This is a genomic window from Achromobacter sp. FW305-C-13 (genome assembly GCF_058783475.1).
This window is the reverse complement of sequence record NZ_JBYSYN010000001.1, coordinates 85983-105514: the sequence shown is the minus strand read 5'-3', so window position 1 is coordinate 105514 and position 19532 is coordinate 85983. Positions and strand designations below refer to the sequence as shown.

The window sequence follows — 19532 nt, the reverse complement described above, 5'->3', positions numbered from 1 at the left end:
AGACATACATCCAACTCGAGGAGGCAGTACCATGCGCAGACGTTCATTGTCCCTGAGCACCTTGTCGGCCATTGTGGTCGGCCTGGGCGCATCCGCAACGTCCTACGCCGCCGGCTTTCAGCTTTTAGAGCAGAACGCCAGCGGGCTGGGCAACGCGTACGCGGGCTCGGCGGCAAACCCGGAAAACGCCAGCATCATCTACTACAACCCGGCAGGGATGACCTATCTGCCCGGCATCAACTTCTCGGGCGGGGTCAACCTCATCAAGCCCTCGTTCAAGTTCTCGGACAACGGCAACAGCCGCAACCCCAGCGTGCCCGGCATTCCGGGTTCCGGCCTGAACGGGTCGGTGCCCACCGGCGGCAACGGCGGCGACGCGGGCAACCTGGGCGTCGTTCCCAACCTCTACGCTTCCTGGCAGTTGAACGAGCAGTGGTACATCGGCCTGGGCGTCGGCGCCCCGTTCGGCCTGATGACCGAGTACGACGACGGCTGGGTCGGCCAGTACCACTCCAACAAGTTCGAGATCAAGACCATCAACGTGAACCCGTCGATCGCCTACAAGGTCAACGACAAGTTCTCGATGGGCTTCGGCGTGAACTGGCAGCACATCGACGCCAACTACAAGAAGAAAACGGTGGTGCCAATCGCCGGCCTGCCGCTGGCCACCAACGGCGATGCGGACCTGAACCTGAAGGGCGACGCCTGGGGCTGGAACGTGGGCTTCATGCTGCAACCGACGGAAGACACGCGCATCGGCCTGTCGTACCGTTCGAAGATCAAGCACACGGCCAAGGGCGATACCGACATCACCAGCATCGGCCCGACCAAGGCATCGGTCTCGTTCGACGCCAAGGCCTCCGTGGACCTGCCCGACTCGCTGATCCTCAGCGCCACGCACCAGCTGAACGAACGGTGGGAGCTGCTGGGCGACGTGTCGTGGACGGGCTGGAGCAGCATCCCCGACCTGAAGATCCGCAACTCGGGCGCCGGCGCTCGCGACGACGACCTGCCGCTGAACTTCCGCGACACGTGGCGCGTCGCCGTGGGCGCGAACTACAAGTTCGCTCCCGACTGGAAGTGGAAATTCGGCCTAGCCTATGACCAGTCGCCGGTTCACAAGGAAGCCGACCGCCCGACGTCGTTGCCCGACAACGACCGCTATTGGTTCTCGACCGGCGTGCAATGGGCCGCCACCAAGAACACGACGCTGGACCTGGGCTACACCTATCTGTACCTGCGCAAGACGGACATCGACACGACGTCCGGCAATCAGCTGACCAAGGGCCGCGTGGCGGGCACCTATGACAGCAGCGGCCACATCGTGGGCCTGCAACTGTCGTCCCGCTTCTAGCCTTGCACGGGCGAGCGGCCCCGCGCCGCCCGCCCGCTTTTCCAGGAGAATCCCTTGAGCAAGTTCGTCGTCAAACACGTCGCCGTCCTGGGTGCCGGCGTCATGGGCGCGCAGATCGCCGCCCACCTGGCCAATGCCGGCGTGCCCGTCACGCTGTTCGATCTGGCCGCGGCCGAAGGCGACCGCAACGGCATCGTCAAGAAGGCGCTGGCCGGCCTGAAAAAACTGGAACCCGCGCCGCTGGCCGGCACGGCCCGCATCGCCCTGATCACCCCCGCGAACTACGACGACCATCTGGACGCGCTGCGCGGCTGCGATCTGGTCATCGAGGCCATCGCCGAACGCATGGACTGGAAGACGGCGCTGTACGAGCGCATCGCCCCGCATGTGTCGCCCGACGCCATCATCGCCTCAAACACGTCCGGACTGTCCATCGACGCGCTGGCCAACGCGCTGCCCGCGAGCCTGCGTGACCGCTTCTGCGGCATCCATTTCTTCAATCCGCCCCGCTACATGCGGCTGGTGGAGATCATCGCCACGTCCCACACGCAGCCTGCGGTGCTGGACCAGCTGGAAACCTGGCTGACGTCGACGCTGGGCAAGGGCGTGGTCCGCGCGCTGGACACGCCCAACTTCGTCGCCAATCGCATCGGCGTGTTCTCGATCCTGGCGGCCATGCACCACACCGCGCGCCTGGGGCTGGGGTTTGACGAAGTCGATGCGCTGACCGGCCCGAAGATCGGCCGCCCCAAGAGCGCTACCTACCGCACGGCGGACGTCGTCGGCCTGGACACGCTGGCCCACGTGGTCGGCACGATGGAAAAGAACCTGCCCGACGACCCCTGGCACCGCTACTTTGCATTGCCCGCCTGGTTGTCCGTCTTGATCCAGAAAGGCGCGCTGGGCCAGAAGACTGGCGCCGGCGTCTACCGCAAGCAGGGCAAGGACATTCTGGTGCTGGACCTGAAGGCGCAAGACTACCGGCCCAGCGCCGGCAAGCTGGCCGACGAGGTCGCCGCGCTGCTGAAGGAACGCGACCCCGCCCGCCGCTTTGCCGCACTGCGCGCCAGCGAGCATCCGCAGGCGCAGTTCCTGTGGAGCCTGTTCCGCGACATCTTCCATTACAGCGCCGTGCAGTTGGAGCACGTGGCCGACAATGCACGCGACCTGGACCTGGCCATGCGGTGGGGCTTCGGCTGGGCGCAAGGCCCGTTCGAAACCTGGCAGGCCGCCGGCTGGCAAGCGATAGCCGCCGCGGTGGCCGAAGACATCGCCGCCGGCCGCGCCATGAGCGACGCCCCCCTGCCCGCCTGGGCGCTGGAACCCGGCCGCCAAGGCGTGCACACGCCGGAAGGCTCGTATTCCGCGCGCACCGGCCGCCTGCATCCGCGTTCGGCCCTGCCGGTGTACCGCCGTCAATTGTTCCCGGAACGCGTGTTCGGCGAAGGGGCCGATGACCGCGGCGTCACGGTGTGGGAGAACGAGGGCGTGCGCCTGTGGAATCTGCCCGACGTGGACGCCGGGATCGCCATCCTGTCCGTCACGTCCAAGAACCACACGCTGGGCGGCGAGGTGCTGGAAGGCGTGCTGCAAGCAGTCGCCCGCGCAGAGCGCGAATTCGACGGCCTGGTGATCTGGCACGAGCCCCCCTTCGCCGTCGGCGCCAACCTGCAGCAAGTGGTCGAGGCTTGCGCAGCCGGCCAATTCGACATGCTGGAAGCCATGGTGGAAAAATTCCAGCGTGCCTCCCAATCGTTCAAGTACGCGCAGATCCCCACCGTCGCTGCCGTGCAGGGCATGGCGCTGGGCGGCGGCTGCGAATTCCTGATGCACGCCTCGCACCGCGTGCTGGCACTGGAAAGCTATATCGGCCTGGTGGAAGCAGGCGTCGGCCTGATCCCGGCAGGCGGCGGCAGCAAGGAGTTCGCCGGTCGCGCGGCCGCCTTGGCCGCCAAGACCGCCACCCCGGGCGAGGTCTTCCCCTACCTGCAACCCATTTTCCAGACCATTGCCACGGCACAAGTCGCCAAGAGCGGGCTGGAAGCCATCGACACGGGTTTTGCGCGCGAGCACGACATCGTGCTGTTCCATCCCGACGAGCTGCTTTATGTGGCCATCGGCCAGGCGCGCGCCGCGGCCCAGGCCGGCTACACGCCGCCGCCCCGCCTGGCGAACATCCCGGTGGCGGGCCGCAACGGCATCGCCAACTTCGAGATGGTGCTGGTCAACATGCGCGAAGGCGGCATGATCAGCGCTCACGACTATCGCGTGGCGCGCAGTGCCGCCGTGGCCCTGTGCGGCGGCGAGATCGAAACCGGCACGAAGGTGGACGAGGAATGGCTGCTGGCGGTGGAGCGCCGCGAATTCGTGGCGCTCTTGCGCACGCCTGAAACCCAGGCCCGCATCCGCCACACCCTGGAAACCGGCAAGCCTCTACGGAATTAATCCCCCCCGCAGCGCCTGCGGCGCTTCCCCCCAGGGGCGCCGGCTGCGGACCGGCGGAGCCGGATCCGCGCGGCCCCGCTTGTGTTGGACCGTGGTGCGTTGGGAGCGGGGTTTATAGGTCTCGCTGTTGATTGTCTCGCTGTAGAGATATGAGGAGTTGAACATGAGCAAGCAGATTCAGGACGCTTACATCGTCGCCGCCACACGCTTGCCGGTGGGCAAGCGCAATGGCGCCTACATCACCACCCGCCCCGACGACATGCTGGCCGCCGCGCTGAACGGCGCGCTGGCCCAGGTGCCGGCGCTGGACACGGCGCGCATTGAAGACGTGATCGCTGGCTGCGCCATGCCGGAAGCCGAGCAAGGCATGAACGTGGCACGCATCGGCCTGCTGCTGGCCGGCCTGCCGCAAAGCGTGGCCGGGGTCACCGTCAACCGCTTCTGCGCATCCGGCCTGCAAGCGGTGGCGGATGCCGCCGCCCGCATCCGCACGGGCGAAGCCGACATCATGATCGGCGCCGGCACCGAATCCATGAGCGCCATGCCGCAGATCATGGGCAACAAGGTGTCGATGAACCCGGCCATCTTCGCCCACGAAGAGAACATCGGCATGGCCTTCGGCATGGGCCTGACCGGCGAAAAGGTCGCTGAACGCTGGAAGGTCTCGCGCGAGGATCAAGACGCTTTTGCGCTGGCCTCGCACCAGAAAGCCTGCGCCGCCATCGCGGCCGGCCACTTCCGCGCGGAAACCACGCCATTCGAAGTGGTGTCGCATCTGCCGGACGGCGCCAGCGGCGCCGTGCGCGTGGTGCGCCGCCTGGTTGAGGTGGACGAAGGCCCCCGCCCGGACAGCAGCGCGGAAGCGCTGGCCCGGCTGCGCCCCGTGTTCGCGGCGCGCGGCAGCGTCACCGCGGGCAACAGCTCGCAGATGTCCGACGGCGCAGCCGCCGTGGTCCTGGTGTCCGACCGGATCCTGCGCGAATTCAACCTGAGCCCGCTGGCGCGCTTTGTCAGCTTCTCGGTGGCCGGCGTACCGCCCGAAGTCATGGGCATCGGCCCGGTCGCCGCCATCCCCAAGGTGCTGGAACGCGCCGGCATCACGCAAGATGCGCTGGACTGGATCGAACTGAACGAGGCCTTCGCGGCGCAGTCGCTGGCGGTGATCCGGGAACTGAAGCTGGATCCCGCCAAGGTCAACCCGCTGGGCGGCGCCATTGCACTGGGCCACCCGCTGGGCGCGACGGGCGCGATCCGCACGGCCACGATCACGCACGGCCTGCGCCGCACTGGCGGCAAGTACGGGCTGGTCACCATGTGCATCGGCACCGGCATGGGTGCGGCTGGCCTGTTCGAGGCGATGTGATCCAACCCTATTGGTTCAAGAGCCTGTCGCCGCAATGGCGCGCGCGCCTGATGCGGGTGGGGTTCAACCTGCATCCGGCGTTTCGCGCCACCGGCGGCCGCGTGCTGCATGTGTCGCCGGACTTCCAGCACATCCGCATCAAGCTGCCCCTGCAGCGGCGCACGCGCAATATCGTCGGGTCGATGTATGGCGGGTCGCTCTTCGCGGTAACCGACGGCGCGCATCCCACGATGCTGATGTCCGCCCTTGGCGCGGACCACATCGTGTGGGACAAGGCAGCGTCGATCCGCTTCCGCAAGCCCGCGTACACGACCCTGTATGTGGACTTCCGGCTGCCGCCCGGAGAGATTGCTGAGATCCGCCGCATCCTGGCGCGGGACCATGAGACGACCCGCACGTACACGGTGGAGTTGAAGGACAAGGACGGCGTGGTCTATGCCGTCGTGGAACGCACGATCTATATCGCCGACAAGAAGTTCTACAAGCGAAAGAACACAGGAGGAGACCCATGCATCCCATCTCTGGAGGGCGATCCGCCGCCCTGAGCTTCATCGTTGCCGCTACCCTGGCGGGTGCGCCTGCGTTTGCCGCCGACATGGACGTCGCGGGCGTGCGCGTGCCGGAACAGCTGTCCGAAGGCGGCCACGCGCTGGTGCTCAACGGCGCCGGCGTGCGCACCAAGTTCGTCGTGAAAGTCTACGTGGCCGCGCTGTACGCCACCGCCAGGAGCAGCGACGCCGCGGCCCTGGTCAACAGTGCGGAGCCTCGCCGCATGCGCCTGCAGTTGCTGCGCGACGTAGACAGCAAAAGCCTGGACGACGCGTTGCAGGAGGGATTGCGCGACAATACGCCGAAGCAGGAGCTTGCCGCGCTGAAAGCGCCAGCAGACCGGTTGTCCCGCCTGATGGCCGAGATCGGCACCGCCAAGACGGGCGACGTGGTCGACCTGGACTTCGACGCCCGGGGCGTCACGGTCTCGGGCAACGGCAAGCAACTGGGCCGTGTCGACAGCCCCGAGTTCGCGCGCGCCTTGCTGCGTGTCTGGCTGGGTGACAACCCCGCGCAGGCCTCCCTGAAGAAAGCCCTCTTGGGCAACTAGGCACGACGATGGAACGAATCTGGCACAAGAGCTATCCCTCCGGCGTTCCCGCGGAGATCGAGATGGACGGCGTGACGACGCTGGTCTCGGTCGTGCAGGAAAGTTGCCGCCGCTTTGCGGACAAGACCGCCTACATCAGCATGGGCAAGTCGATGCGCTACGCCGAACTGGACGCGCTGACGCGCGACTTTGCCGCATGGCTGCATGCCAACGGGCTGGGCAAGGGCGACCGTGTCGCGCTGATGATGCCCAACCTGCTGCAGTATCCGGTCTGCCTGTTCGGCGCGCTGCGCGCCGGCTGCGTCGTCGTCAACTGCAACCCGCTCTATACCGCGCACGAGCTTGAACACCAGTTGGCCGATTCGGGCGCGCGCGCCATCGTAGTGGCGGACAACTTCGCGGCCACCTTGCAAAAGGCCCTGCCCCAAACTGCGATCGAGCGCGTGCTGGTGACGTCCATCGGCGGGATGCTTGGGCCCGTAAAAGGCCGGCTGGTGGACTTCGTGGTCCGCCGCGTCAAGCGCATGGTGCCGGCGTGGTCGCTGCCCGGCGCCGTCCGGCTGGGCGACGCCTTGCGTGCCGGCCGCAACATGCCATTCACTGAGGTACCGCTGGACCAGCGCGACCTCGCCTGCCTGCAATACACCGGCGGCACGACGGGCGTGGCCAAGGCGGCGATGCTGACGCACGGCAACCTGGTGGCCAACCTGAGCCAGGCCCATGCCTGGATCAAGCCATTGGTAAAAGAAGGCGAAGAGTGCGTCGTGACGGCCCTGCCGCTCTACCACATCTTCGCGCTGACGGCGAACTGCCTGACCTTCATGAAGATCGGCGCCAGCAACCTGCTCATCATCAATCCGCGCGACATCCCCGGCTTGATCAAAGAGATGGGCAAGGTGCCATTTTCCGCCTTCACCGGGGTGAACACGCTGTTCAACGCGCTGCTCAATCATCCCGATTTCGCCAAACTGGACTTCTCGCGCCTGCGCCTGACGATGGGCGGCGGCATGGCGGTGCAACGCGCCGTGGCCGACCGCTGGCGCGCCGTTACCGGCAAGTCGCTGGCGCAAGCCTACGGCCTGACCGAGACCTCGCCCGCCGTCACCGTCAACCCGCTGGACGTCAAGGTGTTCACCGGTTCGATCGGCCTGCCGGTGCCGTCCACCGAAATTTCCATCCGCAATGACGAAGGCCAAGAGCAAGGCATCGGCGAAAGCGGCGAAATCTACGTGCGCGGACCCCAGGTCACGCAAGGCTATTGGAACCGGCCCGACGAAACCGCGCTGGTGATGTACCCGGACGGCTTCCTGCGCACAGGCGACATTGGCTACGTCGATGAAAACGGCTACGTATTCCTCATCGACCGCAAGAAGGACATGATCCTGGTGTCCGGCTTCAACGTCTATCCCAACGAGGTCGAAGATGCGGCCGCGCTGCATCCCGGCGTACGCGAAGTGGCCGCGGTCGGGGTGCCCGACGAACGCTCGGGCGAGGCGGTGAAGCTGTACGTCATCCGCAAGGACCCCGGGCTGGACGCGGAAACGCTGATCGCCCATTGCCGCACGCAACTGACCGGCTACAAGGTGCCGCGCTACGTGGAGTTTCGCGATGACTTGCCGCGCACCAACGTGGGCAAGATATTGCGGCGGGAGTTGAAGCCGGAGGCGCAGAATGCCGCCCCCCAATCCCAAACCCGCTCCGCGGTAAAGGCCTGAGGGCCGCCCCGCCTACCACTGCCCGAAAAACACACCGGCGCGCTTGTGCGCGTTGGTGGCGTTTTCCACGGCTTCATCGCTGATCGTGGTGCGGCGCTTGCCGCGCAGCATCCAGTCCAGCAAGCGTTCACGCAATTCCGCGCGCACCCCCGCGTGCGCGCTGCTGGTACCCAGATCCTGGAACTCGTCAGGATCGGCATGCAGGTCGAAGAGCTGCTCGGGCTCGTCCAACCAATGCACGTAGCGCCAGCGGTCGGTCCGCACCGACCAGGCGCGCGCGTTCTGCGGCGTCTTGCCGCGCAGCACCCGCGCCTGCCGGAAGCTGTAGTCCAGTTCGGAAAACACGCAATCCCGCCAAGGCGTGGCGGCATCCCGGCCATGCAGTAGTTCCTGCAGCGCCCGGCCCTCCAGCCGATGGCCCGGTCCGGCCGTCCCCAGCGCGCGCAGCACGGTGGGCACCACGTCCACGCTCTCGACCATGTCCGCCAAGGCGCGGCCGCGCGTGGCATCGGCTGCGGCCGACGGGTCCATTACGATGAAGGGAACCCGCTGCACGGTGTCGTAGAACAGTTCCTTTTCGCCCAGCCAGTGGTCGCCCAGGAAGTCGCCATGATCCGCCGTGAACACGATCAGCGTGTTCTTCATCAGGCCGGCGCCTTCCATATAGTCGAAGAGCCGGCCCAGGTGGTCGTCCAGTTGCCGGATCAGGCCTTGATAGGCGGGCCGCACCACGCGCACGCATTCGTCCGTGGAGAAGCTGACGCTTTCTTCCTGCTGGCGGTATGCGGCGACAACGGGGTGCGCGTCCACCAGTTCTTCGCGGTTGCGCCGCACGGGCAGGCATTGGTCGGCGGTATAGCGCTGGTGATAGGGCGCTGGCGCCATGTAGGGCCAGTGCGGTTTCACGTAGCTCAGGTGCAGCACCCAGGGCTGGTCGCCGCGCCGCTTCATGAAATCCAGCGCCTGGTCCGTCATGTAGGCGGTCTCGGAATGCGGCTCGGCGACTCGCGAGGCCAGATGCACGTTGCGCATGTTCCACCCGCTGACGACGTTGCCGCCAGCATCCACGCCCGCGATCACGTAATCGGTCCAGGGGTCCACGCTGTCATAACCGTTGCGGCGCAGGAATGCGGGGTAGCCGCTTTCCTTGCCGGGCGTGTGATGGCCGTCATAGCGGTCCAGCTCGGTGAAGCCGCCCCGGCTTAGCAACACGCCCAATTCGGAGGCGCCATCGATCGCCAGCCGCTCCATGCCCGCCTTGTCGGGGATGATGTGGGTCTTGCCCGCCAGCGCCAGCTCCCGCCCCTGCCCGGCCAGGTACTCGCCCAGCGTGATCTCGTTGACCGATAGCGGCACGCGGTTCCAGGTCGCGCCATGGCGCGACGGGTAGCGCCCCGTGTAGTAGCTCATGCGCGAGGGGCCGCAGACGCCGGAATTCACGAAAGCGCGGTCAAAGCGCACGCCGCGGGCCGCCAGCGCGTCCAGGCTGGGCGTCTGCAAGTAGGGATGGCCATAACAGCTCAGGTGGTCGGCCCGTAGCTGGTCGGCCATGATGAACAATACGTTCTGCACGGTGCCCATGTCGGCTCCTCTTATTGCGTGGCCGTGAAGCCGGAGGCCCGCACCACCGGTTCCCATTGCTTGCGGTAGGCGGCCAGCGCGTCGGCGGTGCCGGCAGCATCGAGAGAAACCGGTTCCAGGAACACGCCGCGCACGGCCTCCTGCATGGCGGGTTCGCGCAAGATGGCCGCGATGTCCGCGCCCAGCCGGTCGACCTTGGCCTGCGGCATCGCGGCCGGGGCGAAGAAGGCGTTCCAGCCGTCGGCCGCCAGGTTCACACCGCTTTCCTTGAACGTGGGCACCTCTTTCAGATCCGCGTCACGGGTGTCTCCGGACGTGGCCAGGATGCGGATCTTGCCCGCGCGGTGCTGCGGCAGCAGCGTGTCCAGCGTATCGATGCCTTGCGGCAGGATCCCGCCGATCAGCTCCGAGATCAGCGGGGCCGATCCCCGGTAGCCGACCACTTCCGGCTCCTGCTCGATCTCGCGCCCGAGCATCAACGCGAAAAAGTGGGGCAAGCTGCCCGTGGCCGGCACGCCCACCGTGAACTGCTTGGAGTTCTGGCGCAGCCACTGGCGCAATGCGGCCACATCCTGAATCGGCGAACTGGCCGGCACCGCCAGCGCGAACTTGTAGCGGCTGGCCAGCGACACGGGCTTGAAGTCCTGCTGGGCGTCGTAGCCTGGTTGGGCATAGACCAGCGGCGCCACCACCATCACGGCCGGGTTGGCCAGCATCAGCACGTTCTGGCTGGCAAGCGCCGCATGCAACCCCTGCGCCGCGATACGGCCGCCGGCGCCGGTCTTGTTCTCGACCACCACCGACACGCCGGCGCGGTCTTTCAGCCGGTCAGCCACCAGCCGCGCAATGCGATCCGAACTGCCGCCTGGCGGATAGCCCACCACGATGGTCAGCGGGCCGTCCAGCGGCGCTTGCTGCGCACAGGCCAGCGGGGCCAGCCCGGTCAACGCCGTCGCCACCAGGGCGCCCATCATCCATTTACGCAATGTCTTCTCCTGGAGACAGTGGCCCGCTGTCGGTTATGGTTATCCATGCTTGGCCGGTACCCGATTGAGTGAGCGGACTGTAGCAACGCGGCCGTTGGTTGATCTAATCCAGGACTTTCCATAACGATATGCACGCCATGCCATCCACGCCCCTGTCCGAGCCGCCCCATCTGGCGGACATGCTGATGTACCGGCTGTATCAGGCTTGGTCGCAAAGCAATCCGGTCTTCGTGCGGCTGTGCGAAGGCCGTTTCGGCATCACGCGTCGCGAATGGCGGATCCTGGCCTGCGCCGTCGAAGGCGGCATCATGAACTCGGCCGAACTGGCCGCGGCCGCCAAGCTTGATTTACCCCGCACCTCGCGCACGCTGGGGACGCTGTGCGAAAAGGGCTGGCTGCGGCGGCTTCACGACAGCGCCGACCGCCGGGTCGTGCGCGTGGAGGCAACCGCCGAAGGCATCGACCGCTACCAGCGCCTGCTGCCCGAGGTCGCCCGCCTGAACGACCTGCTGGTGCAGGACCTGAGCCTCGATGAAATCGCGCTGCTGCGCGACTTCCTGGCCCGTATCGAACAGCGCGGGCGCCGCATGGCCGACGACAATATCGTCTCGGAAAAGGCTAGCCGCCGCGAAGGCGGCACGCGCCGGGCGCGGTACGCCTGAAACGCCATTTGTCGCGCGAGGCCAACACCCGTCCGCTGCGGGGCACCGAAACCAGAAGCCGCTCCAAGCCGCTGATAAATATGGAATTTAATGCGATAAAACTGCCCGCGCAGCCAGTTTGCAGGGCTTTTTTACATCTGCGATCACCCTGATTTCGCGTGTCCGGCCGACCCTCAATTAATAATAATTATCGTTGTTATTCCTATATGTAATCGGCCGCCAAGCAGCCGCCGGGGAGATCTCTTGAAACGCCACCCTTATCCGACCACGCATCGAGCGCGGTCGCAGACCCTGTTGCCCGTCACCGCCCTGCTGGCCGCCTGCTTCGGCGCGGCGGCTCAGGCCCAACCCGCCCCACCCGGCCCGTCCACCGAGCCCGCCACGGTACTTCCCGCGGTGCAGGTCACCGGCACGGGTGAGACCGCGACAGGTCCCGTCGACGGCTATGTCGCGACGCGCAGCGCCACCGGCACCAAAACCGATACCCCGTTGTCCGAGACTCCGCAGGCCATCACGGTGATTCCGCGCGGGCAGATCGTGGACCAGGGATCGCAGAACGTGCAGGACGCGATGAATTACGCGGCTGGCGTGCGGCCCAACGCCTACGGCGTGGACAACCGCGGCGATTACGTCCGAATCCGCGGCGTGGAACCGGCGCAATACCTGGACGGCCTGCGTCAGTTCTTCAACTACAACAACCCTCGCACCGAGATCTACGGAATGGAACGCGTGGAAGTGCTGCGCGGCCCGTCTTCCATGCTGTACGGACAGGGCAGTACGGGCGGCATCGTGAACCTGGTCAGCAAGCGCCCGCAGGCCGAAGCCCAACGCGAGATCGGGGTGGTGCTGGGCAACGACAACCGCCGCGAGATACAGGCGGACCTGACCGGGCCGGTGACGGAAGACGGTCAGTGGCTCTACCGCGTCGTGGCGGTGGGCCGCGACAGCAACACGCAGGTTCAGCACGCGCCCGACGACCGCCTGATGCTGGCGCCTTCCCTCACGTGGCGTCCCAGCGCCGCCACCTCGCTGACCTTGCAGGCCCTGTGGCAAAAGGACAAGGCCGGCACCACCCAGTCGTTCCTGCCCTGGAGCGGATCGGTGCAGGAAAATCCGAACGGCCGCATCCCGACCCGCCGCTTTGTCAGTGAACCGGGTTTCGATGCTTACGATACCGAGCAATTCAGCGTGGGCTGGCTGTTCGAACACCAGTTCAACGACACCTGGAAGTTCCGCCAGAACTTTCGCAACACGGTCAGCCGAGTCGACTACCAGTCGCTGTACCCGAACGTCTACGGTGACCGGCGCGGCAATTCGTACATCGATGCAGACCAGACCACCACCGACCGCTTCTTCTACGTCAACAAGCCGCGCATGCGTACGCTCTTGGCTGACCAGAACATCGAAGGCAAGCTGAACTGGGGCCGCACCGAGCACACCGTGATCTTCGGGATGGATTATTCGCACTACCGCGAAACCAGCCAGACGGCCAGCGGCCTGGGCGCGCCACTGAACCTGTATCACCCTGTCTACGGCAACCTGCCGGAATATGAACTCTCCGACACGCCGAAGCAGAAGCAACAACAGTTGGGCTTCTACGCGCAAGACCAGATCAAGTTCGACAAGAACTGGATCTTCCTGGCCGGCATCCGGCGCGACCGCGCCGACAACCGCATCGACGGCCAGGACAAGGAAACCGACTACGCCACGACCAAACGCTTTGGCCTGATGTATGCCGCCGACAACGGCTGGTCTCCCTACCTGAGCTACAGCGAATCCTTCACCCCGATCGCGGGTTCCGACTTCTACGACCAGCGCTGGAAGCCCATGCGCGGCAAGCAGGTCGAGGCCGGCATCAAGTACATGCCGAAGGATGCCGACATCGAGTTCACCGCCGCCGCCTACGATTTGCGGGAGAAGAACCGGCAGACCAACGACCCGAACAACCCCAACAACCAGATCCAGGCGGGCAAGACGCGCACGCGCGGCGTCGAACTGGAGCTGCGCGGCCGGGTCACCAAAGACGTGGACGTGATCGCCAACTACATCTATACCGATCCCGATCCGCAGCTGGAAGGCCTGCCCAAACACATGGCGTCGCTGTGGGGCAAATACCGCTTCGCCCTAGCTGGACAACCGGGCTTCGCGGTGGGCGCGGGGGTGCGCTACCTGACGGCATTCCGCGATGGCGGCGCGCCGCAGACACCGGCCGTGACCTTGTTTGATGCCATGGTCAGCTACGACAATGGCCCATGGCGCTACGCGTTGAACGTCAACAACATCGCCGACCGTACCTATGAAGTCGTCTGCCTGGACCGTGGCGACTGCTTTTACGGGGCGCGCCGCACGGTCATGCTGAGCGGGGCCTACCGCTTCTAAGGCAGCACACGAACTCCAGGATGGGGAAAACCTGTACGTACCGGCTGTACGTACAGGTGTACACTACGGTTTTTCAACCCCCACTGACAGACGCGTCAACGAACGTCTGCAACCCACCAGAACCGTCCTGGAGACTCCCGCAAGTGTCGACCGCCGCCTCTTCCCGCTCGCCCTTTTTTGGCACCATGCAGAAAATCCCTGGTGGATTGATGCTGGTGCCGCTGATCCTGGGTTCCCTGATCGGCACCTTCGCCCCTGATGCACTGGCCATCGGCGGCTTCACTACCGCCCTCTTCAAGAACAGCGCCCTGCCGCTGATCGCCCTGCTGATCTTCGCAACCGGCACGCAAGTCAACACCCGCACCGGCGGCCCCATCCTGGCTACCGCCGGCACCATCCTGTTGATGAAGACGCTGGTGCCCGCCACGCTGATCATCATTCTGGGCAGCTACGTCGGCCTGGACGGCGTGCTGGGCGTGTCGATCCTGGCCATGCTGGCCGCGTTCGACAACAGCAATGGCGGCCTGTGGCTGGCCTACACCGGCCAGTACGGCGATGCCCGCGACCGCGGCGCCTATGTGGCCAGCGCGGTCAACGACGGCCCCTTCTTCAGCCTGCTTTTCCTGGGCGCCTCGGGCCTGGCCGATATTCCGATGATTGCCCTGGTGGCGGCACTGGTGCCGTTCCTGCTGGGCGTCGTGGTCGGCAATCTGGACCCGAAGTGGCGCGACGTGCTCAAACCCGTGCCGAACATCGTCATCCCGTTCTTCGCCTTTGCGCTGGGCACCGGCATCAACTTGGGCGCCGTCGTCAGCGGCGGCATGAGCGGCCTGATCCTGGGCCTGATCATCAGCCCCATCACCGGCGGCCTGGTCTACCTGGGCTATCGTATGATCCTGCGCCGCGGCGGCAAGAGCGGCCTGGGCTTTGCTGCAGGCACGACGGCCGGCAACGCCATCGCCACGCCCGCCGTGGTGGCGGCAGCCGACCCCAACTTCCAGCAATACGTCGCGACCGCCACTGCGCAGGTCGCCGCATGCGTGCTGATCAGCTCGATCCTGGCCCCGATCCTGGCCTCGTATTTCCTGAAACGCGCGGGTGAACTCAAGTCCGAAGATGCGGACGTAACCGGCGGCACGCCCACCTTGGGCGAGGCCCGTGGAGAAGCGCTTTGACGCCCACCATCGCCATCGTTGCCGATGACCTGACCGGTTCCGGCGACACCGCGGTGCAGTTCGTCCGCGCCGGCTGGAGCACGCATCTGTCCATCGGCGGCGCCGAAGAAGCGCTGTCGGGCCCGGCGACCGAGGGTGTCGAAGTGCTGGCGGTCACGACCAACAGCCGCGCCCTGGCCGCCGCCGACGCCGCCGGGGTCATCCGGCAGAACGTCGAACAACTGCGCGCCGCCGGCGTATCGCGCCTGTACAAGAAGGTGGACTCCACCTTGCGCGGGGCCTTCAAGGCCGAGATCGACGCGGCGCGCGACGCCTGGGGCCCGGACACGGTGGCGGTGATCTGCCCCGCCTTTCCTGCCACGGGCCGCACCGTCGAACAGGGCATTCTGTATGTGAACGGCAAGCCGGTCACCGAGACCTCGGCCGCGACCGATCCGGTCACGCCGGTGACCGAAAGCCACATCCCCACCTTGCTGGGCTGCGCCCACGTCGCGGCGCAAGCGGGCGATACGCCCGACACGCTGGCCGCGCGCATCCGGCAGGCGGGCAACACGGTCGTGGTTGACGCCGCCACCGATGCCGACCTGGAACGCCTGGCGCGCGCCATCGGCCTGCTCGGTGAACACGCGCTGCCCGTAGGCGCGGGTGGCCTGGCCGTGCCGCTGGCCCGCGTCTGGGCCGGCGCCGACCAGACGGCGCCCGTCGTCGTCGTCGTGACCTCGCAGCACAGCGCGGCGCGCGCGCAAGCCGCCGCCCTGCAAGCCTCGGGCGCAGACACCTGGACACCGTCGCTGGCCCAACTGGCCGACGACGCGGCATGGCAGGCCTGGAGCCAGCCGCTGCTGCAACACCATGCGCAGGCGCCAGCCGAGGCCGGCACCGTGCTGTTGCTGGCGCCTGAAGGACAACTCGACGGGCTGGACTCCGAAACGGTTGCCGAGCGTCTGGGCAGCCTGGCGGCGCAATTGATCACGACGTCGCGCGCGGCGGGCGTGGTCGCCACCGGCGGCGACGGCGCGCGCAGCGTGCTGGTGGCGCTTGCCGCCCGCGGCATTGCGCTGGTGGATGAAGTAATGGGCGGCGTGCCCCTGGGCACGCTGACCGGGGGCATGGCCGCGGGCCTGCCCGTGGTGACCAAGGCCGGCGGCTTTGGCACCGAAGACGTATTGGTTCGCGCAGTACGCGCGATCCGCGACAGGAGATTCAAGCGATGACACAACCCCAACCCAACAAGCTGCCTTTGCTGGCTGTCACCCTGGGCGACGTGGCGGGCATCGGGCCGGAAATCACGGCCAAGATGCTGATGGGCCATGACGAACTGCGCCAGAAGGCCCGCCTGCTGGTGGTCGGCGACGTGGACGTCATGATCAAGGCCGTGCAGGGCCTGGGCGGCGACGCCGCCATCGTGCGCAAGCTGGACCGCGCAGCGGACTGCACCAACACCCCGGGCACGATCGAAGTGCTGCAAGCCGGCCCGTCGCTGGCCCACGTCAAGCTGGGCGAAATCAGCGCCGACGCCGGCGACGGATCGGTGCGTTTCGTCACCACGGCCTGCGCCCTGGCGCGCGCCGGCGAAGTCGACGGCATCGTCACCGCGCCCTTGAACAAAGCCGCCATGCACGCCGCCGGCCACAAGTGGCCCGGCCACACCGAACTGCTGGCCCACGAGTTTGGCGTGAAGACCTTCTCGCTGGTGCTCTCGGCCGGCGACCTCTACATCTTCCACGCCACCACCCACGTGTCGCTGCGCCAGGCCATCGAAGACCTGACGCCCGTGCGCATGCGCGCGGTGCTGCGTCTGGCCGGTTCGTTCGCCAAGGCACTGGGCCGTGGCGACCAGCCGGTGGCCGTATCGGGCCTGAACCCGCACGCCGGTGAAAACGGTATCTTCGGCAGCGAAGACGCCGATATCCTGGCGCCCGCCGTGGCCGAAGCCAACGCGGCCGGCATCCTGGCCGCCGGCCCCATCCCGGCCGACGCCCTGTTCCCGCAAGCGGTGCGCGGCAAGTGGCAGTTCGTGATCGCCTGTTACCACGACCAGGGCCACGCGCCCTTCAAGGCGGTCTATGGCGATGACGGCGTAAACATCACGGTAGGCCTGCCCGTCGTGCGCGTGTCCGTAGACCACGGCACCGCATTCGACATCGCCGGCAAGGGCATCGCCCGCGAAGACAGTTTGATCCTGGCCGCCGAGCGTGCCGCGCATCTGGCCCCGGGCTGGACGCATGTGTGGGAAACTGCGCGGGCACAAACCGGAGGTTGATTCCCATGGCGCCCGCCACGCACGACGCATTGCCCGTTCTTGATCGCACAGGAGACATCCCGCTGCACGCCCAGGTTGCGACCCTGCTGCGGGGCTATATCCGGACGAACAAGCTCGCGGCCGGCGCCGTGCTGCCCAGCGAGGCCGCGCTGTGCGATCGCTTTGGCGTCGCGCGCAGCGTGGTGCGCCAGGCGCTGGCCGCCCTGGCCACCGAGGGACTGATCCAGCGCGAGACCGGGCGCCCCGCAACCGTGGCGGCGCCCCAGGAACACCGGCGGCTGGTGCAGCGTTCAACCGGCCTGTACGAGCAATTCGCCCAATCAGGTGTGGCCTTGCAGACGCGTGTGCTGGCGTTTGCGCGCGCCGAGCCGCCCGATGACGTCGCCGCCTTTTTCGGCACGACCCAGTTGCTGATGCTGGAGCGCCTGCGCCACGTGGCAGACGCCCCGCTCGCCTACGTGCGCACCTGGCTACCCGCCGACGCGGTGCCCGGCCTGCGTGCCGATGACCTGACCGATGCGTCCCTGCACGGCGTGCTGACGCGACGCTTCGGCCTGCGCCCGGGCGCCGGCCGCAACCAGATCCGCGCGGTTGCCGCGGACGACCGGCTGGCCGGCTTGCTGGATACCCGGGCAGGCACGCCGCTGCTGATGCTGCAAGGCCAGGGCATGGACCAGCACGGCCGGCCGCTGGAATGGTTCACGACCTGGCACCGCGCCGAGCAACTGGTGTTCGATGTGGATGTCAGCGTGGGTCACGAAAGCGTGCAGCCCCGGCTGCAGGACACCCCGGCCCAAGCCGAACCCGGCCATGCCGCCCCGGCCGGCATCGTGCCCGATGGGCATGACCCGCTGGCCCGCGCGCAGGCACTGGTGGCGGAACTTTCGGCCGAACTGGCCCGCCTGCGCGGCAAGTCCTGATCGGATCTTGCGGGCCAGGGAGGGACGCTTGCCGACCAGGCTTCCCCTACCCAGCCTGGCGACCTGGCCGCGCGATCTTCATGCGCTGGCAGCCTGCGCGGCCACCTGCCGCGCCAAGGCCTTGCGATCCACCTTGCCGACCGCATTTTCCGGCAGGCGATCGATCCACACGATATCGCGCGGCACATAGATGCGCCCCAGGCGGGCCAGCACCTCGGCCTGGATCGCCGACGCCTGCAACGCGTCATCCACCATGCCATCGCCGTCACGCTGCACGAAAATCACCGGGACTTCCCCCAGGTCCTCATCGGGCGCGCCGACCACGCAGCACGCCGCCACGCCGGCCAAACCGGTGACCACGCCTTCGATCAACGCCGGCGAAATGTTCTCGCCGCCCCGGATGATGACGTCCTTGATACGGCCGGTGATGCTCAGATACCCCTGCTCGTCGAACCTGCCCAGGTCCCCGGTACGCAACAGCAAGGGCGCCCCGCCGTCCGCGTCGTCCACGCCCAGATAACCCAGCATCAGGCTGTCGCCTTCGATGCAGATCTCGCCTTCGCCGCCCGGTGCGGCCTGCGAGCCGTCCGGCAGCCGCAAGGTTACGCGCTGGCCCGCCAGCACCGTGCCCACCGAGCCCACGCGCCGCGCCCCGGGCGGATTCATCGTGGACGTGCAGGTCGCCTCCGACAAGCCATAGGACACCACCAGCGGGCAGCCCAGAAAGGCCTCGATACGCCGGTGCAATGCCTCGGTGATCGGCGCCGACCCGCAGCGTGCGAAGCGCAAGCCCGCCAGGCTTTGCGGGTCGAACGTCAATTCCAGCATGCGGGCGTACATGGTGGGCACGCCGGTGATGATGGTGGGCAGGAACGCGCGCAGCAGGCCTGGCATGTCGTCCGCCCGGAAGCGGCCGGCCAGCGCCACGCTGGCGCCCGCCAGCAGCGGCGTGAAAATCTGGTTGTTCAGGGCGTTGGTGTGATGCAGCGGCATCACGTGCAGCAGGCGGTCGTCCGGCGTCAAGCCGGTGTGCGCCAACACGCCGCGCGCATTGTTCGCCAGGCCCCGGTGGCTGAGCAGCACGCCTTTGGGGTTGCCCGTGCTACCGGAGGTAAAAAGCAGCAAGCCAGGGTCGGCTGCCGCGACGTCGCTGCCCGACCAATCCCCCGGCCCCTGCTCGATGTCGCTGGCTGCCAGCAGGCGCGCTGGCGGCAGGCCGCAAGCCTCCGCCGTCGCGGCGTTGGCCACATCGTGCAGCATCCAGGCCAGACCCACCGCCGACACGCGCCGCGCCGTCTCCTCGACCGACAGGCGCGGCTCCAGCGGGCAAGGGCAGGCCCCCGCCGCCATCACGCCCAGGATGGCCAGCACTTGCGCCAACGAACGCTCCATCGCCACCGCCACGAAAGCGCCGCGCGGCACACCGGCCGCACGCAGGCCGCCGGCCACCTGCCCCACCCGGCGATACAACGCCGCATAGGTCAGCGTTTCGTCGGTCGTCACGATGGCGGGCCGCGCCGACCATTCAGGCTGGCGCCACGCGCGTTCGCACGCCACCGCGAGCGTGGCCTCGGCAATCGTCATGGCGGT

At 67.2% G+C, this 19532-nt stretch carries 15 protein-coding genes; 12 read left to right on the top strand and 3 right to left on the bottom strand.

Translation table 11 applies throughout. The features are described from left to right. The first annotated feature begins 31 nt into the window (after window positions 1–31). The 6 genes from AC3WMU_RS00560 to AC3WMU_RS00535 all read left to right on the top strand — a co-directional run bounded on the left by AC3WMU_RS00560 (window position 32) and on the right by AC3WMU_RS00535 (window position 7976). Window positions 32–1354 (top strand): OmpP1/FadL family transporter, encoded by a 1323-nt coding sequence (locus tag AC3WMU_RS00560; RefSeq protein WP_035213456.1) that lies wholly within the window; start codon window positions 32–34, stop codon window positions 1352–1354. Window positions 1355–1408: 54 nt separating this feature from the next. Beyond that, entirely contained in the window at window positions 1409–3799 is a 2391-nt protein-coding gene (locus AC3WMU_RS00555; RefSeq protein ID WP_492281643.1) for a 3-hydroxyacyl-CoA dehydrogenase/enoyl-CoA hydratase family protein, read from the top strand. A gap of 163 nt (window positions 3800–3962) precedes the next feature. Then, entirely contained in the window at window positions 3963–5162 is a 1200-nt protein-coding gene (locus AC3WMU_RS00550; RefSeq protein ID WP_006225547.1) for an acetyl-CoA C-acyltransferase, read from the top strand. Beyond that, window positions 5162–5707: a DUF4442 domain-containing protein gene (locus AC3WMU_RS00545; RefSeq protein WP_035213518.1), complete on the top strand. Its 546-nt coding sequence runs from the start codon at window positions 5162–5164 to the stop codon at window positions 5705–5707. Before AC3WMU_RS00550 ends, AC3WMU_RS00545 begins: the two co-directional genes overlap by 1 nt. Next, on the top strand, window positions 5671–6261 hold the full coding sequence (locus AC3WMU_RS00540) for a chalcone isomerase family protein (RefSeq protein ID WP_006225545.1): 591 nt from the start codon (window positions 5671–5673) through the stop codon (window positions 6259–6261). Before AC3WMU_RS00545 ends, AC3WMU_RS00540 begins: the two co-directional genes overlap by 37 nt. Window positions 6262–6269: 8 nt before the next feature. Further along, complete coding sequence (locus AC3WMU_RS00535) at window positions 6270–7976, top strand: AMP-binding protein (protein ID WP_492281642.1); 1707 nt, start codon at window positions 6270–6272, stop codon at window positions 7974–7976. Window positions 7977–7988: 12 nt separating this feature from the next. On the opposite strand, the gene AC3WMU_RS00530 is transcribed toward AC3WMU_RS00535, so the two are convergent. Together AC3WMU_RS00530 and AC3WMU_RS00525 are read right to left on the bottom strand one after the other, a co-directional pair. Next, complete coding sequence (locus tag AC3WMU_RS00530; protein ID WP_492281641.1) at window positions 7989–9557, bottom strand: sulfatase-like hydrolase/transferase; 1569 nt, start codon at window positions 9555–9557, stop codon at window positions 7989–7991. A gap of 11 nt (window positions 9558–9568) precedes the next feature. Then, window positions 9569–10543 carry a Bug family tripartite tricarboxylate transporter substrate binding protein gene (locus tag AC3WMU_RS00525; protein ID WP_492281640.1) on the bottom strand — a complete coding sequence of 325 codons (975 nt, stop codon included), beginning with the start codon at window positions 10541–10543 and terminating at the stop codon, window positions 9569–9571. 128 nt (window positions 10544–10671) lie between these two features. Between AC3WMU_RS00525 and AC3WMU_RS00520 the strand changes: the two genes are divergently transcribed. From AC3WMU_RS00520 to AC3WMU_RS00495, 6 genes are all read left to right on the top strand, one after another. Further along, a complete protein-coding gene (locus AC3WMU_RS00520; protein ID WP_006225541.1) occupies window positions 10672–11205 on the top strand; it encodes a MarR family winged helix-turn-helix transcriptional regulator in 534 nt (177 codons plus the stop codon). 294 nt (window positions 11206–11499) lie between these two features. Then, complete coding sequence (locus AC3WMU_RS00515; RefSeq protein ID WP_492282344.1) at window positions 11500–13584, top strand: TonB-dependent siderophore receptor; 2085 nt, start codon at window positions 11500–11502, stop codon at window positions 13582–13584. Between the two features lie 185 nt (window positions 13585–13769). After that, window positions 13770–14759, top strand: coding sequence for a 2-keto-3-deoxygluconate permease (locus AC3WMU_RS00510; RefSeq protein WP_052017898.1), 990 nt, complete (start codon window positions 13770–13772; stop codon window positions 14757–14759). Beyond that, window positions 14756–15973 carry a D-threonate kinase gene (gene dtnK, locus AC3WMU_RS00505; RefSeq protein ID WP_492281639.1) on the top strand — a complete coding sequence of 406 codons (1218 nt, stop codon included), beginning with the start codon at window positions 14756–14758 and terminating at the stop codon, window positions 15971–15973. The genes AC3WMU_RS00510 and dtnK overlap by 4 nt, the downstream gene beginning before the upstream one ends. Further along, on the top strand, window positions 15970–17022 hold the full coding sequence (gene pdxA / locus AC3WMU_RS00500; protein ID WP_280026799.1) for a 4-hydroxythreonine-4-phosphate dehydrogenase PdxA: 1053 nt from the start codon (window positions 15970–15972) through the stop codon (window positions 17020–17022). Before dtnK ends, pdxA begins: the two co-directional genes overlap by 4 nt. Window positions 17023–17027: 5 nt before the next feature. Further along, window positions 17028–17942, top strand: coding sequence for a GntR family transcriptional regulator (locus AC3WMU_RS00495; RefSeq protein ID WP_006225536.1), 915 nt, complete (start codon window positions 17028–17030; stop codon window positions 17940–17942). 78 nt (window positions 17943–18020) lie between these two features. Here the strand turns inward: AC3WMU_RS00495 and AC3WMU_RS00490 are convergent, their stop codons facing one another. Continuing rightward, on the bottom strand, window positions 18021–19526 hold the full coding sequence (locus AC3WMU_RS00490) for a class I adenylate-forming enzyme family protein (RefSeq protein ID WP_492281638.1): 1506 nt from the start codon (window positions 19524–19526) through the stop codon (window positions 18021–18023). Window positions 19527–19532 lie beyond the last annotated feature (6 nt).